The organism is Streptomyces sp. NPDC002784 (assembly GCF_053592135.1).
The window spans coordinates 73168-87292 of the sequence record NZ_JBSFVD010000016.1; the positions used below are offsets into that span (position 1 = coordinate 73168).

14 protein-coding genes are annotated in these 14125 nt (G+C 72.8%); 5 read left to right on the top strand and 9 right to left on the bottom strand.

The genetic code is table 11. From position 1 onward, the window contains the following. The first annotated feature begins 9 nt into the window (after window positions 1–9). Complete coding sequence (locus tag ACWD1Z_RS25200; RefSeq protein ID WP_451121849.1) at window positions 10–507, top strand: RNA-binding S4 domain-containing protein; 498 nt, start codon at window positions 10–12, stop codon at window positions 505–507. An 84-nt stretch (window positions 508–591) separates the two neighbouring features. On the opposite strand, the gene ACWD1Z_RS25205 is transcribed toward ACWD1Z_RS25200, so the two are convergent. Continuing rightward, window positions 592–1026, bottom strand: a complete 435-nt coding sequence (locus ACWD1Z_RS25205; RefSeq protein WP_451121850.1) for a DoxX family protein — start codon at window positions 1024–1026, stop codon at window positions 592–594. Between the two features lie 65 nt (window positions 1027–1091). Continuing rightward, a complete protein-coding gene (locus ACWD1Z_RS25210) occupies window positions 1092–2000 on the bottom strand; it encodes an acyltransferase domain-containing protein (RefSeq protein WP_451121851.1) in 909 nt (302 codons plus the stop codon). Window positions 2001–2067: 67 nt separating this feature from the next. On the opposite strand from ACWD1Z_RS25210, the gene ACWD1Z_RS25215 reads away from it, so the two are divergent. Continuing rightward, entirely contained in the window at window positions 2068–2325 is a 258-nt protein-coding gene (locus tag ACWD1Z_RS25215; RefSeq protein WP_451121852.1) for a DUF6343 family protein, read from the top strand. A 3-nt stretch (window positions 2326–2328) separates the two neighbouring features. Here the strand turns inward: ACWD1Z_RS25215 and ACWD1Z_RS25220 are convergent, their stop codons facing one another. The 4 genes from ACWD1Z_RS25220 to rpsA form a co-directional block, all read right to left on the bottom strand. After that, window positions 2329–2709, bottom strand: coding sequence for a tetratricopeptide repeat protein (locus ACWD1Z_RS25220; protein ID WP_250070477.1), 381 nt, complete (start codon window positions 2707–2709; stop codon window positions 2329–2331). Window positions 2710–2759: 50 nt separating this feature from the next. Next, window positions 2760–3377: a dephospho-CoA kinase gene (gene coaE, locus ACWD1Z_RS25225; RefSeq protein ID WP_451121853.1), complete on the bottom strand. Its 618-nt coding sequence runs from the start codon at window positions 3375–3377 to the stop codon at window positions 2760–2762. A 29-nt stretch (window positions 3378–3406) separates the two neighbouring features. Further along, on the bottom strand, window positions 3407–4345 hold the full coding sequence (locus ACWD1Z_RS25230) for a PAC2 family protein (protein WP_389418652.1): 939 nt from the start codon (window positions 4343–4345) through the stop codon (window positions 3407–3409). A gap of 181 nt (window positions 4346–4526) precedes the next feature. Then, complete coding sequence (gene rpsA, locus ACWD1Z_RS25235) at window positions 4527–6032, bottom strand: 30S ribosomal protein S1 (RefSeq protein ID WP_250070474.1); 1506 nt, start codon at window positions 6030–6032, stop codon at window positions 4527–4529. Between the two features lie 368 nt (window positions 6033–6400). On the opposite strand from rpsA, the gene ACWD1Z_RS25240 reads away from it, so the two are divergent. Both ACWD1Z_RS25240 and hrpB read left to right on the top strand, forming a co-directional pair. Next, a complete protein-coding gene (locus ACWD1Z_RS25240; protein WP_451121938.1) occupies window positions 6401–7276 on the top strand; it encodes a class I SAM-dependent methyltransferase in 876 nt (291 codons plus the stop codon). Between the two features lie 4 nt (window positions 7277–7280). Beyond that, a complete protein-coding gene (gene hrpB, locus ACWD1Z_RS25245; protein WP_451121854.1) occupies window positions 7281–9776 on the top strand; it encodes an ATP-dependent helicase HrpB in 2496 nt (831 codons plus the stop codon). A gap of 49 nt (window positions 9777–9825) precedes the next feature. On the opposite strand, the gene ACWD1Z_RS25250 is transcribed toward hrpB, so the two are convergent. The 3 genes from ACWD1Z_RS25250 to ACWD1Z_RS25260 all read right to left on the bottom strand — a co-directional run bounded on the left by ACWD1Z_RS25250 (window position 9826) and on the right by ACWD1Z_RS25260 (window position 12891). Next, complete coding sequence (locus ACWD1Z_RS25250) at window positions 9826–10818, bottom strand: DUF3068 domain-containing protein (protein WP_451121855.1); 993 nt, start codon at window positions 10816–10818, stop codon at window positions 9826–9828. 21 nt (window positions 10819–10839) lie between these two features. Continuing rightward, entirely contained in the window at window positions 10840–10974 is a 135-nt protein-coding gene (locus ACWD1Z_RS25255; RefSeq protein ID WP_451121856.1) for an SPW_0924 family protein, read from the bottom strand. Window positions 10975–11106: 132 nt separating this feature from the next. Beyond that, a complete protein-coding gene (locus ACWD1Z_RS25260) occupies window positions 11107–12891 on the bottom strand; it encodes a lytic transglycosylase domain-containing protein (RefSeq protein WP_451121857.1) in 1785 nt (594 codons plus the stop codon). A gap of 284 nt (window positions 12892–13175) precedes the next feature. Here ACWD1Z_RS25260 and ACWD1Z_RS25265 point away from each other — a divergent pair, with 284 nt between their 5' ends. Beyond that, window positions 13176–14021, top strand: coding sequence for a DUF4184 family protein (locus tag ACWD1Z_RS25265; protein WP_451121858.1), 846 nt, complete (start codon window positions 13176–13178; stop codon window positions 14019–14021). Window positions 14022–14125 lie beyond the last annotated feature (104 nt).

The following is a 14125-nucleotide window of genomic DNA, read 5'->3' on the forward strand; positions in this document are numbered from 1 at the left end:
GTCGGTGCCATGGCTTCCGAGGGTGACGAGGACAAGGACGCCGCGACCTCCCCGGCTGCGGATGCGAAGACCGCCGCCGCCGTGGCGGCTGCCGAGGCGGCCGGACCGCAGGCCGGCGAGAGCGTGCGGATCGACAGCTGGATCTGGGCGGTACGGCTGATCAAGACGCGTTCGGCGGGCGCCACCGCCTGCAAGGGCGGCCATGTGCGGGTGAACGGCGAGCGGGTCAAGCCCGCGCACGCGGTGCGCGTGGGTGACGAGGTGCGGCTGCGGCACGAGGGCCGGGAGCGGATCGTCGTGGTCAAGCGCCTGATCCGCAAGCGGGTCGGCGCCCCGGTCGCGGTCCTGTGCTACGTCGACAACTCCCCGCCGCCCCCGCCGCGCGAGGCCGTCGCCCCGGCCGGTATCCGAGACCGCGGCGCCGGCCGCCCCACCAAGCGGGACCGCCGCGAGCTGGAACGGCTGCGCGCCCTGGAGAAGGGCAGCAGCCGCCCCGGCCCCCGCTGACGAGCACGGACGTGCGGCGGCGGCCGCGTCCGGCCCGGGCCCGGGGCCCGTCGGACACGGCCGTCGCCGCACGTACGCCGTGGGTCACGCCCGCCGCACCAGCCGCAGCAGCTCGGCGTTGTGGCGGCGCCGCGCCCAGGCGATCAGGGCGAGCGGGATGATCAGGATGAGCGGCGTGGCGGCGTTCTCCCCCTCGAAGGCGGACATCTGGACCACGAACGCGCCGGCCATCAGCCCGCTCAGCGCGATCCCGGCCACCGACTGGAGCACCGGGATCAACAGGGCGACCGCTCCCGCGAGTTCGAGGGCGCCGATGGTGTACATGCCCGCGTTGCCCCAGCCCAGCTCGTCGAAGGCATCCACGGCCGTGGAGTGCGCGATCAGCTTCGGCAGGGCGCTCGCGACGGCGAAGAACAGCGCGAGCAGGATCTGCAGCCCGCGCAGGGCGATCCGGGCCCGGCGCCCACGGGCGGTCGCGGACTCGGCGATGACGGGAGCGGTGGCGGCGGTCTCGGACATCGGGTTCTCCTGGGTACGGCGTCGGTGTCGCTGTCACACGGATAGACCGCGGTGCGCCGCGAAACTCATCGCTGTCCGGCGGGAGTTGCCCCCTCCAGCGGGAACCAGCCGTGCCCGATGTACCAGTGGCCGCCCGCCCGCAGATGGTCCCCCACCGCCCGCTCGACCGCCGTGCGCCGCGGCAGCCCTTCGACGGGCAGATCCGGGTCCCCGAACACGAACTGCACCGGCTCGGTGTCGGCCTCCTCCCCGTCGTCGCGGACGATCCGGAACCGCTCCTGGAAGCGCACGATGTTGGAGTCGGCCGGCAGGTACCGCTTGAGCTGCGGATCCAGCAGCCAGGAGTGGCACTGCGCGGCCGGGTACCGCTCCTCGGGAAAGTGGCGGGCGAAGAACTCCCGGGCCAGCGCGAGCGAGCGGTCGCAGGCGACCGGGGTCAGCGGGCCGTGGAAGTCGGGGATGTGGAGGTTGAGACACAGGGCGTCCGGGTCCGGCCCGGCCCCGGCGAGCGCCCGCCCGGTGCGCGACCGCTCGAACTGCAGCCGCCCGAGCTGGTACAGCTCGCCGCGGAAGTGGTGGGTGAGCCACCTCGGCGCCTGGAGGCCCGCCCGGCCGTACCGCCGGCGGTGCACGGCCATGTTCCGGCCTAGGTCGGCGAGGGTGCGCCGGGTCACCTCGGCGGGGACACCGCGTTCGCGGTGGTAGGCGCGCGTGTGGGGCAGCGCCGCGACGAAGACGTACACGGGGAAGCAGCGCTGCAGGGGGCCGGCGGGCCAGTCCAGCTCGGGCAGCTCGGCCCTGGCCCCGATCGTCCCCAGGTCCCGGACCAGCTCCTCGACCGACGCCTCCAGGAACCGCCTGAGTTCGGGATCGTCGGTGACTCTGCGGCGCACGCGGACGAGGACCCCGATGTCCTCGTGGGGTACGGCGAGGTCGATCAGGATCTCGGGCAGATCGTCGGCATCAGGCAGCACGGCAGGGCCCCCTCTTGGTGATCGGCGTTTCGAAGAGTACGTTCCGAAGGAGGGAGTGGTGATCCCGATGCGTACGGGCAGTGAACCGAGGACCGCGCGCAGTGCCCTGCGCACGCGGTTCTGGCTGAGTGTGTGGGGGCTGGTCTGGGCGGTGTTCGGTACGGCCGCCTTCGCGGTGGCGGGCCGCACCGGCTGGGCCGTGGCCTGCGGGGTCCTGGCGCTGGTCGTCACCGTGGACCTGTTCCTCGTCGTCCGGCACATCCGCCAGGGCCCGCACTACCAGCCGGGCCCCGACGTACCGCCGTACCACCCGCCCGACCGCTGACGCTCAGGACTCGAACCGTGCCGCCCGGAGGTACTGCGGGTTGGGGTCCAGCGCGGCCGCCAGGCGGAAGTGGCGCTTGGCCTGCTCGTGCCGGGCCTGCCGCTCATAGGTGCGGGCGAGCGCGAAGTGCGCGAACGCGTTGTCCGGCTCGCGCTCCAGGACGATGGTGAACTCCAGCTCGGCGGGCCGCAGTTGCGCGGCGGCGAAGAAGGCCCGCGCGCGCAGCAGACGGGCGGCGGTGTTCTCGGGGTGCGCGGCGATGACACCGTCGAGCAGCTTCACCGCGCCCCGCGGGTCCCGCGCGGCGAGCAGATGCTCGGCGGCGCGGAAGTCGATGACATGCGTCTCCGGAGTACGTCCGGTGGAACCGCTGGTCTCGGGCACGGCAGAGTCCTTCCCTCACTCAGGGGCTTCAACGCCCCGGCGCCAGGCCGCTATTCCTGAGCCGCCCGGGACGCGTGCGCCCGGCGCTCCAGCTCGGCCCAGACCTCCCGCACCCGCTGCCGCAGCTCCTCCAGCGGTACGTCGTTGTCGATGACGATGTCCGCGATCTCGCGGCGCTTCTCCCGCGTCGCCTGGGCGGCCATCCGGGCGCGGGCGTCCTCCTCGGTCATCCCGCGCAGCCGGACGAGCCGGTCGAGCTGGGTCTCGGGGGCGGCGTCGACGACTACCACGAGGTCGTACAGCGGCGCCAGGCCGTTCTCCGTCAGCAGCGGGACGTCATGGACGACGACCGCGTCTGCGGCGGCGGCCTGCTCCAGCTCGCGGGAGCGGGCGCCGACCAGGGGGTGCACGATCGAGTTCAGTACGGCGAGCCGGTCGGGGTCGGCGAAGACGATGGAGCCCAGCCTGGGGCGGTCCAGGCTGCCGTCCTCGGCCAGCACGTCCTCGCCGAACGCGGCCACGACCGCGGCCAGCCCGGGCGTGCCCGGGGCCACGACCTCCCGGGCGATGCGGTCCGCGTCGATCAGTACGGCGCCGCACGCGACGAGCAGCCGCGACACCTCGCTCTTGCCGGCACCGATACCGCCGGTCAGGCCAACTTTCAACATGTCCAGAGCTTAGGCCCTGGGCGTCGGGGTCAGCCGTCGCCTTCGCGCTCCGCCAGGAAGCGTTCGAACTCCAGGCCGATCTCGTCCGCCGAGGGGATGTCCACGGGCTCGGCGAGCATGTTGCCCCGCGTCTCGGCGCCCGCCGCCGCGTCGTACTGATGTTCAAGACCTTGGACCAGGGCCACCAGTTCCTCGTCGCCCTCCTGGATCTGGCGGTCGATCTCGGTCTGGGTGCGGTGCGCCTCGGTGCGCAGGGCGTGCGCGATGCCCGGCAGGACCAGGCCGGTCGCGGCCGTGATGGACTCCAGGACGGTCAGCGCCGCGTCCGGGTACGGGGAGCGCGCGATGTAGTGCGGGACGTGCGCGGCGACGCCGAGGACCTCGTGGCCCGCCTCCATCAGGCGGTACTCCAGCAGCGACTCGGCGCTGCCCGGCACCTGCGCCTCGTCGAAGGGGCTGCGGTGGCCCGGGACGAGGTCGGTGCGGTTGCCGTGCGGGGTGAGGCCGACCGGGCGGGTGTGCGGGACGCCCATGGGGATGCCGTGGAAGTTGACGGACAGCCGGACACCGAGCCGCTCCACGACCTGCTGCACGGCGGCGGCGAAGCGCTCCCACTCCACGTCCGGCTCGGGGCCCGACAGCAGCAGGAAGGGTGCTCCGGTGGCGTCCTGGACGAGCCGTACCTCGATGGCCGGCACTTCGTAGTCGCTCCAGCGGTCGCGCTTGAACGTCAGCAGCGGGCGGCGGGCGCGGTAGTCCACGAGCCGGTCGTGGTCGAACCGGGCCACGAGTTGGTGGGGCAGCGAGTCGAGCAGCCGGTCGACGATCTGGTCGCCGGTCTCGCCCGCGTCGATGTATCCGTCGAAGTGGTAGAGCATGACAAGGCCCGCCGACTCCTGCGCCAGCGCCATGTCGACGACGGCCAGGCCCTTCGGCTCCCATGCGTACAAACCCTGCGGATCAAGCACAGTGACCGCTCCTCCTCGTGTTCACACGGAACAACGCGGAGGGCGGCGGCGGCATTCCCCCGATCATGAAGACAAGCCCCCCACCGGCCCGCAGACAAGGCACCGCAGCCGAAACACCGAGGGACCGCACCCCGAAAGGTACGGTCCCTCAGTCACGAGCTACTGCTCAGTGAGCGTCAGCTCAGCTCTGGCCACCGGCGAGCTTCTCGCGAAGCGCGGCCAGCGCCTCGTCCGAGGCCAGCGCACCGGAGTTGTCCGGGCCCTCGGAGGAGTACGAGCCACCACCACCGCCGGACGCGGCCGGAGCCGCACCCGCCGTGTCGCCGCCCTCGGCCGCGGCAGCGGCGTCGGCTTCGCGGGACTTGATGACCTGCTGCTGGTGCTGCTCGAAGCGGGTCTGCGCCTCGGCGTACTGGTGCTCCCAGGCCTCGCGCTGGGTCTCGTAGCCCTCGAGCCAGTCGTTGGTCTCGGGGTCGAAGCCCTCGGGGTAGATGTAGTTGCCCTGGTCGTCGTACGACGCGGCCATGCCGTACAGCGTCGGGTCGAACTCGACCGAGGCCGGGTCGGCACCGAAGGCCTCGTTGGCCTGCTTCAGCGAGAGGCTGATGCGGCGACGCTCGAGGTCGATGTCGATGACCTTGACGAAGATCTCGTCGTTGACCTGGACGACCTGCTCCGGGATCTCCACGTGGCGCTCGGCCAGCTCGGAGATGTGGACCAGACCCTCGATGCCCTCGTCCACGCGGACGAACGCACCGAACGGAACCAGCTTCGTGACCTTGCCGGGCACGACCTGGCCGATCTGGTGGGTGCGGGCGAACTGCTGCCACGGGTCTTCCTGGGTCGCCTTCAGCGACAGGGAGACACGCTCGCGGTCCATGTCCACGTCGAGGACCTCGACGGTGACTTCCTGGCCGACCTCGACAACCTCGGAGGGGTGGTCGATGTGCTTCCAGGAGAGCTCCGAGACGTGCACCAGGCCGTCGACGCCACCCAGGTCCACGAAGGCACCGAAGTTGACGATCGAGGAGACGACGCCGGAACGGACCTGACCCTTCTGCAGGGTCGTGAGGAACGTCTGGCGGACCTCGGACTGGGTCTGCTCCAGCCAGGCACGGCGGGACAGGACCACGTTGTTGCGGTTCTTGTCCAGCTCGATGATCTTGGCCTCGAGCTCCTTGCCCACGTAGGGCTGGAGGTCGCGGACACGGCGCATCTCGACGAGGGAAGCCGGCAGGAAGCCACGGAGGCCGATGTCGAGGATGAGACCACCCTTGACGACCTCGATGACGGTACCGGTGACGATGCCGTCCTCTTCCTTGATCTTCTCGATGGTGCCCCAGGCGCGCTCGTACTGGGCGCGCTTCTTCGAGAGGATCAGGCGGCCTTCCTTGTCCTCCTTCTGGAGAACAAGGGCTTCGATCTCGTCACCGACGGCGACGACCTCATTGGGGTCGACGTCGTGCTTGATCGAGAGCTCGCGGCTCGGGATGACACCTTCGGTCTTGTAACCGATGTCGAGCAGGACCTCGTCCCGGTCGACCTTCACGATGACGCCGTCGACGATGTCGCCGTCGTTGAAGTACTTGATCGTCTCGTCGATCGCGGCGAGGAAGGCTTCCTCGTTACCGATGTCGTTGACCGCTACCTGCGGAGTGGTAGAGGTGGTCTCGGTGCTGCTCGTCATGTGGGAAAGGGCTCCGGTACGGACGGTGAGTCGTAGGTACTGCTTACGCCGGGAGCCCGTTTCGCTCTGAAGAAGCCGGACAGCCAAGGAAGCGCCTCACCAACCGACTGGTGATGGCGCCTCGACAACCGAGGGGACATACAACAGATGCGAGCGCAGCCTGCTACGTCTGAGGAGCGCAGGCCCGCAGCGCAACTTGTAGCATACGGGGGCAGCCGGGCAGGGTCAATGCGCGAAGGCGCACACCCGGGGCGGATCGCCGCATACCCGGCACAAAACCTGTCTCAGGAGGCCACGCGCGCCGGATGGCGCCCCATTCGTGACGGCCTCCGCGACGGGTTGGACGGAAGAGTACGACGAGGGAGCCGATCATCCAAGAGCCCGTATCGAACGAGGCCGCGCCCGGATCCGAGGCCGAGGCGGAGGCCACTCGGCGTGCCGCCGGGGTCACGGAGAGCTCCCGGGCCAACCGGGGCTGGTGGGACCGCAACGCCGACGACTACCAGATCGAGCACGGCACCTTCCTCGGCGACGACCGCTTCGTCTGGGGGCCGGAGGGCCTGGACGAGGTGGAGGCCGAGCTGCTCGGCCCGCCGGAGGAGCTGAAGGGCAAGGACGTCCTGGAGATCGGCGCCGGCGCGGCGCAGTGCTCGCGCTGGCTGGCCGCGCAGGGCGCCCGCCCGGTCGCCCTGGACCTCTCCCACCGCCAGCTCCAGCACGCGCTGCGGATCGGCGGCTCCTTCCCCCTGGTCTGCGCCGACGCGGGCGCGCTCCCCTTCGCCGACGGCACCTTCGACCTGGCGTGCTCGGCGTACGGGGCGCTGCCCTTCGTCGCCGACCCGGTGCTGGTGCTGCGCGAGGTGCGCCGGGTGCTGCGGCCGGGCGGCCGGTTCGTCTTCTCGGTCACCCACCCCTTCCGCTGGGCGTTCCCGGACGAGCCGGGCCCGGAGGGCCTGTCGGTCTCCGCCTCGTACTTCGACCGCACGCCCTACGTCGAGCAGGACGACGAGGGCCGGGCGGTGTACGTGGAGCACCACCGGACGATCGGCGACCGGGTGCGCGACGTGGTCGCCGCGGACCTCCGCCTGGTGGACCTCGTCGAGCCGGAGTGGCCGGCCTGGAACACCGCGGAGTGGGGCGGCTGGTCCCCGCTGCGCGGCAACCTGATCCCGGGGACGGCGATCTTCGTCTGCGAGCGAAGCGAGATGGGGGCGCCCCCGGCCGGAGGCTGGGGGAGAGACTGAGCGTGTGATCCGTTACGACGCCCTGGACGCCCTTCCCGTCCGCAGTGCCCTGCCCGGTCTGACCGGCGCCCTGGAGGTACACGGCACCGCGGTGCTGGTGGCCCCGCCCGGTACCGGCAAGACGACCCTGGTCCCGCTGGCGCTGGCCGGGCTGCTCGGCGAGGGCCCGGCGCGCCGGGTCGTGGTCGCGGAGCCGCGCCGGATCGCCGCCCGCGCCGCCGCCCGGCGGATGGCGTGGCTGCTGGGCGAGAAGGCCGGCGAGAGCGTCGGGTACACCGTGCGCGGGGAGCGGGTCGTCGGGCGGCACGCACGCGTGGAGGTCGTCACGACGGGGGTGCTGCTGCAGCGCGTCCAGCGCGACCCGGAGCTAGCGGGCGTGGACGTCGTGGTCCTGGACGAGTGCCACGAGCGGCATCTGGACGCGGACACGACGGCGGCCTTCCTGTGGGACGTACGGCAGGCGCTGCGGCCGGAGCTTCGGCTGGTGGCCGCGTCGGCGACGACGGGCGCCGACGGCTGGGCCCGGCTGCTGGGCGGCGCCCCGGTGATCGAGGCCGAGGGCGTCTCGTACCCGGTGGAGGTGGTGTGGGCGCCGCCGGCGCGTCCCGTACGGCCGCCGCACGGCATGCGCGTCGATCCGGCGCTGCTGGCGCATGTGGCGGCGGTGGTGCGGCGGGCGCTGGCCGAGCGGGACGGGGACGTGCTCTGCTTCCTGCCCGGCGTCGGCGAGATCGCGCGGGTGGCCGGACAGCTGGGGGACCTGGGCGGGGCGGAGGTGCTCCAGGTGCACGGCCGCGCCCCGGCGGCGGTGCAGGACGCGGTGCTGTCGGCGGGCGGCGACCGGCGCCGGGTGGTGCTGGCGACCTCCGTCGCCGAGTCCTCGCTGACGGTTCCCGGGGTCCGGGTGGTGGTGGACTCCGGTCTCGCGCGGGAGCCGCGCGTCGACCACGCGCGCGGGCTGAGCGCGCTGACGACGGTACGGGCCTCGCAGGCGGCGGGACGGCAGCGGGCGGGCCGGGCCGGGCGGGAGGCGCCGGGCGCGGTGTACCGCTGCTGGACGGAGGCGGAGGACACGCGGCTGCCGCGCTTCCCCTCCCCCGAGATCAAGGTGGCGGACCTGACGGCGTTCGCGCTCCAGGCGGCGTGCTGGGGAGACCCGTCGGCGGCCGGCCTCGCCCTGCTGGACCCTCCCCCGGCGGGGGCCATGGCGGCGGCGCGCTCGGTGCTGTCGGCGATCGGGGCGGTGGACGCCGACGGGCGGGCCACGGAACGCGGAGCACGGCTGGCGGGGCTGGGCCTGCACCCTCGGCTGGGGCGGGCGCTGCTGGACACCTCCGGCGCCGGGGCCGAGGTGGTGGCGCTGCTGTCCGAGGAGCCGCCACGGGAGTACGGCGACGACCTGGCGGCGGCTCTGCGTGCCGCTCGGCGCGGCGGTGACGCCTACGCCGGGCGGTGGCGGGCGGAGGTACGGCGGCTGCGGAGCGCCGGCGGGGCGGCGGTCGCCGGGGAAGGCGACGACGCGCTGGCCGGAGCGGTGGCCGCACTGGCGTTTCCCGAGCGGGTGGGCAGGGTCGAGGGCGGTTCGGTCCTCATGGCCTCCGGGACCCGGGCGGAGCTGCGGGAGGGCTCGCCGCTGCGCGGGGCGCCCTGGCTCGCGGTCGCCGTGGCGGACCGTCCGGTGGGCAAGGGGCACGCGCGCGTGCAGCTGGCCGCCGTGGTGGACGAGGAGACGGCCCGGCAGGCGGCCGCTCCCCTGTATTCGGAGGGCGAGGAGGTCCACTGGGCGGACGGGGACGTCGTGGCGCGCCGGGTGGAGCGGCTGGGCGCGATCGAGCTGACGGTGCGCCCGCTCAGGAACGCCGACGCCTCCCTCGTACGCGATGCCCTGCTGGAGGGGCTGCGGCAGGAGGGGCTGGGCCTGTTGCGGTGGTCGGCGGAGGCGGTCGTGCTGCGGCAGCGGCTGGCGTTCTTGCGGACGCACGTAGGGGACCCGTGGCCCGATGTCTCCGACGATGCGCTCCACGCGCGCGTGGCGGAGTGGCTGGAGCCGGAGCTGAGCCGTGCGAGGCGGCGGAGCGATCTCGGACGGATCAGTGCCGGGGAGGGTCTGAACCGACTGCTGCCGTGGGCCTCGGGTGCGGCGGCGCGCCTGGAGGAGCTGGCGCCCGAGCGTCTCACCGTGCCGAGTGGGTCCAGCATCCGGATCGACTACACGAACCCCGAACAGCCCGTTCTCGCCGTGAAGCTCCAGGAGATGTTCGGCCTGCACGAGTCGCCGTCGGTGGCGGGGGTGCCGGTGCTGGTGCACCTGCTGTCCCCCGCGGGGCGCCCCGCGGCGGTCACGGCCGACCTCGCGTCCTTCTGGAAGGACGGATACAAGGGAGTGCGGGCGGAGCTGCGGGGGCGGTATCCGAAGCATCCGTGGCCGGAGGATCCCGCGACCGCCGAGCCGACCCGGCACACGGCGGCCCGGGCCCGGCGTCAGGCGGGCGGGAGCTGAAGGACAAGCAGGGCGTTGGCGGTGGGACCGCACAACTCGGGTGCCGGGTTCAGGCGTTGGCGGGTTGCGGCTCGGTGGCGCCGGTGGGGGCCGGGTCCTCGGGGCGGCGGCCTCGGACCTCCAGGTAGAGGGAGAGGGAGAGCAGGAGGACGCCGAGGGCCAGGAAGCCCCACGGGAGGTAGGAGGTGAGCAGCAGGATCAGGGTGCGGTTGGACTTCACCAGGTCGACGGTGTGCTCGATGTAGTCCTCGCGCATCTTCACGTGGCCGGCGAACGCCGTGACCTTGTCGCGGTCGCCGAGGAGGGTGCCGCCGCGCAGCTCCTCCTTGTGGAGCTCCTCGCCGTAGACGGGGGCGCCGGTGAGGGGTTCGACCCAGAACTTGCGGACGGTGGTGTACCAGCGGGTGGTGCCGGTGCCGGCGAGGGTCTCGGGGGTGATGCCGTCCACGGGCATCTTCTTGGGGTACGGCACCTCCGTCCACGGGACGGTCTGCTCGAAGTAGTAGACCTCGACGCCGCGGAAGTCCTCGGTGCCCCGGTAGTGGATGGGCGCGGAGGTGCGGGTCTGGGCGTCGAAGTACTCGTAGGACCGCTTCTCCGTCAGGAAGGGCCACTTGAACTCGATGCCCTCGCGGCGCACGGGGTCGCCGTCGACCATCTCGCCGGGGGCGTGGACGGGTTCCTGGGTGTGGGCGTCGAAGATGTAGCGCTCGGGGATCCGGGAGACCATCTCGCCGTCGGGGCCCTGGACGTAGGAGAGGCCCTCCCAGACGACAACGTCCCGGCCCGCCGTCCGCTCGATCCGCTCGGAGGCCTCCACGTTGCCCTTGAGGGTCTGCACGATGGTGACCTTGGAGACCTTCCTCGCCTTCAGGGTCCCGTAGTCGAGGAGGGTGGCGCCCTTCGCCTCCAGGACCATGTCCTGGTACTGGTTCGGGGGGACCTTGGCCAGGCGCGGGAAGGCGTACCAGCGCAGCATCGGGGACAGCGCGGTGAAGAACACGGCGAAGGCGAGCAGCAGCAGACTGGCCTTGCGGCGCATCTCGGCCTCCCTCCCGGGCGGTTACGGGTGTGCGGGCACCGTCGTCAGCAGCGGCTTCGGGGAGGTCTCGCCGGCCGGTGCGCCCAGCGCGGTGAGCGTGAACACCAGGGCGAGTGCGACGGCGAGGCCGGTCGCGGCGGCGATCAGGGCGCGCACGGTGCCTCCCGACGGGCCGGAGCTGATACATCGTCAGGTCCGGCACCGTAGCAACCGGCGGGCGAGATGAGAACACGTCGCACACGACGACGGCGCCCCTCCGCTCCGGAGGGGCGCCGCCTGGGGTTGTCCTTACGCGCTGGGGCTGGAGCTGGGGCTGGAGCTGGAGGTGGGACTGGAGGTGGGGCTGGAGCTGGGGCTCGCGGACGGGGTGGGCGACGCCGACTCGGCCGCCGCCACGGTGAGTTCGACCGTCAGCGTGGCGCCGCCGGCGGTGCTGATGCGGAGCAGGAAGGTGCCGGCGGTGTCGTCGGCGTACAGCTTCGGCAGCTTCAGCAGGCCGTCGGCGTCCGTCTTGAGGCCGGTCAGGGAGCGGACGGGGTTTCCGGCGGCGTCCTTGAAGTAGGGGCCCTTGTCGTTCGCCGTCGGGTCGTCCGCCGACGTGATCAGGGTGGCGGTGGCCGCGACCCCGTCCGCGACGGCTCCCTTGTAGGTGGCCTTCACCTCCACCTGGCTAGCGAACTCGCCGCCCGGGGCGCAGGTCAGCGCGGTCTCGGCGGTACGGGCCAGGGTGTCGGCGGCGCGTTCGGTGACCGTGGCCGTGTAGTCGAGCCCGGCGACCGAGCGGCCCACGACGGTCGTCCGGACGGTGAACTCGCCGGTCTCCTCGCCCGCCCGGAGCGCGGGCGCCGTGGCTGTACCGCTGCTGTCGGTGAGGGCGGTGGCGTACTTCTCGCCGCCGGTGAAGACGGCGTCGGTGTCGCCGACGATGGTGAAGCGGATCCGCACCTTGCCGACGCCCTTGCCGGCCGAGGTCTCGGCCCGGGTGCTGATCTTCTCGCCGAAGGCGTCGCCCGCCATCGCGGTCAGCTCGGCGGTACCGGCGTCCTCCAGGTGGTGCACCGTGTCGGTGGGGGTCCCCGGAGGCGTGGTGGGCGGCGTGGTGGGCGGGTTCGTGGGCGGGTTCGTGGGCGGGGGTGTCGACGGCGGCGTGGACGGCGGCGGAGTCGTCCGCGGGGGCGTCGTGGGCGGCGTGCTCGGCGGTCGCGAGGCCGGGGGCGACGGCTGCCCCTGGGCCCCGGCGTGGCCGTCGCTGCGGTCCTCGGGCACGGTGCCGGTGCCGTCGGGGATCGCGTCGACGCCCTTGCGGTAGTGCTCCAGCCACGCCAGGACGGTGTTCAGGTAGTCCGTGGAGTTGTTGTAGCTGAGGATCGCGCTCTTCAGGTCGGCCCCGTCGGACAGGTCCCAGCCGAAGCGGCACAGGTAGTGGCCCGCGGCGAGCGCGGCGTCGTGGATGTTGTTGGGGTCCTTCTTGCCGTCGCCGTTGCCGTCGCGGCCCGCCCACTCCCAGGTCGACGGGATGAACTGCATCGGCCCCACGGCACGGTCGTAGGAGCTGTCCCCGTCGTAGGCGCCGTCGTCGGTGTCGCTGATGTTCGCGAAGCCGATGCCGTTGAGCTGCGGGCCGAGGATCGGGGAGGTGGTCGTGCCGTTGGCGTTCACCCGGCCGCCGCGGGCGTGGCCCGACTCGACGTGCCCGATGGCGGCGAGCAGCTCCCAGGGCAGGTTGCAGCCCGGCTTGGCCTCCCGCAGCGAGGCGGCGGCCTGCTGGTAGGCGGCCAGGACGGTCGCGGGTATCCCGGACTCGGAGTCCGTGGAGCCCGTCCCCCCGCCGCCCGCGCTGGGCGACGGCTCGGGGCTGTCCAGGGGCGGCAGGTCGGTGTAGTACGGCGAGTTGCCGGTCGCGCTCCCACCGGCCGCGTCGGGGGTCGGCTGGGTGTCGGACGTGGTCCGTCTCCCCTGTTCGTCGACCGTCACACCCGGAGCCTGGGAGCCGGACAGCGCCGCGACCGCCAATGCGGCCACGGCGGCGGTGGCCGCACCTTTGTACAGCCTCCTGCCGAATTGCGCCGACATAGAGTGAACCCCTCCTGCGGACGCCGAGCGCCCGTCTCTGTCTGTCCCGTCGCCCTGTTGTGACGAACGACCCGCCCTGGGGGTTGCGCTGGCGGGGCCGTTCGGTGGTCCGCCCCCGAGCATCCGTCCGTTTTTGTCCGTAGATCGGCCGCGCTCCCCGCGCACCGGCCCAAGTGACCCTACGACAACTTCCGCGTCACGGGCACCCGTTCGCGTCCCGTATTCACCAGTTGGCCATGCGTGATACTGGGCGGGTCGATCATGTCCCGCAGCGAGGAGCATCGGTGCCGTTCACCCTCAGCCATGCGGCGGCCGTGCTGCCCGCCGTGCGCACCGACGGAACGGGCCGGGGACGACTGGTCCCGGCCGTCCTGGTGGCGGGGTCGTTCGGGCCCGACCTGACCTACTACGCGGGCGGCGCGGTGCCCGGCGCGATGGAGTTCGGCGACGTGACGCACTCCTTCGCGGGCGTGTTCACGGTGGATGTGGCCATCTCCTGGGCGCTGGTGGGGCTGTGGCTGTTCATCCGTGAGCCACTGGTGGCCCTGCTGCCGCCGGCCCGGCAGGGCCGGGTGGCCGCACTGCTGCGCTGCGGTGCGGCCCGCGCGCGCGTGCGGCCGGAGCTGGTGGGGTGGTGGTACGTCTCCGCGGTCCTCGGCGCGCTCACCCATGTCGTCTGGGACGCGTTCACGCACCTCGACCGCTGGGGGATGCGGCTGTTCCCGGTCCTCGGCGCGGAGTTCGCGGGGTCCCCTCTGTACTGGTATCTCCAGTACGGCGGTTCGGCGGTGGCGGCGGCCGTCGTCGTGGGGTTCCTGGCGGTGGCGCTGCGGCGGATTCCGGCCGGGGTCCTGCAGGCCGGGGTGCCGGTGCTGTCCTCGCGGGACCGGTGGCTCGCCGGGGCGCTGCTGGCCGGCTGCGGGGTGGTGTGCGCGGTGCAGCGGGCGGTGCGCTGGTGGTCGTACTTGGGGTCCCGCGCGAAGCCCTGGGAGCTGATTCCGACGGTGTGCTTCGGGGCGGGCGCGGGACTGGTGGTCGGGGTGCTGGTGTACGCCGTCGCGGTCAGGGTGTGGCGCCCGGCCCCGGTGCCGGTCGGGGCCGGTACCGGGGGAGGCGGACGAGCGCGATGAGCTCCGCCCACAGGAGCAGCGTTGCCGTGAAGCCGGTGGGGATGCGCGGGGTGCTGGCCGTCGGCGCGTTGGCCGTCCGGCGGTGGAGCAGGGGTGTGCGTATG

Coding starts and splice junctions, on each gene's coding strand:
- ACWD1Z_RS25200 (WP_451121849.1), top strand. CDS start 10: ATGGCTTCCGAGGGTGACGAGGACAAGGACGCCGCGACCTCCCCGGCT.
- ACWD1Z_RS25205 (WP_451121850.1), bottom strand. CDS start 1,026: ATGTCCGAGACCGCCGCCACCGCTCCCGTCATCGCCGAGTCCGCGACC.
- ACWD1Z_RS25215 (WP_451121852.1), top strand. CDS start 2,068: ATGCGTACGGGCAGTGAACCGAGGACCGCGCGCAGTGCCCTGCGCACG.
- coaE (WP_451121853.1), bottom strand. CDS start 3,377: ATGTTGAAAGTTGGCCTGACCGGCGGTATCGGTGCCGGCAAGAGCGAG.
- rpsA (WP_250070474.1), bottom strand. CDS start 6,032: ATGACGAGCAGCACCGAGACCACCTCTACCACTCCGCAGGTAGCGGTC.
- ACWD1Z_RS25250 (WP_451121855.1), bottom strand. CDS start 10,818: ATGCGCCGCAAGGCCAGTCTGCTGCTGCTCGCCTTCGCCGTGTTCTTC.
- ACWD1Z_RS25260 (WP_451121857.1), bottom strand. CDS start 12,891: ATGTCGGCGCAATTCGGCAGGAGGCTGTACAAAGGTGCGGCCACCGCC.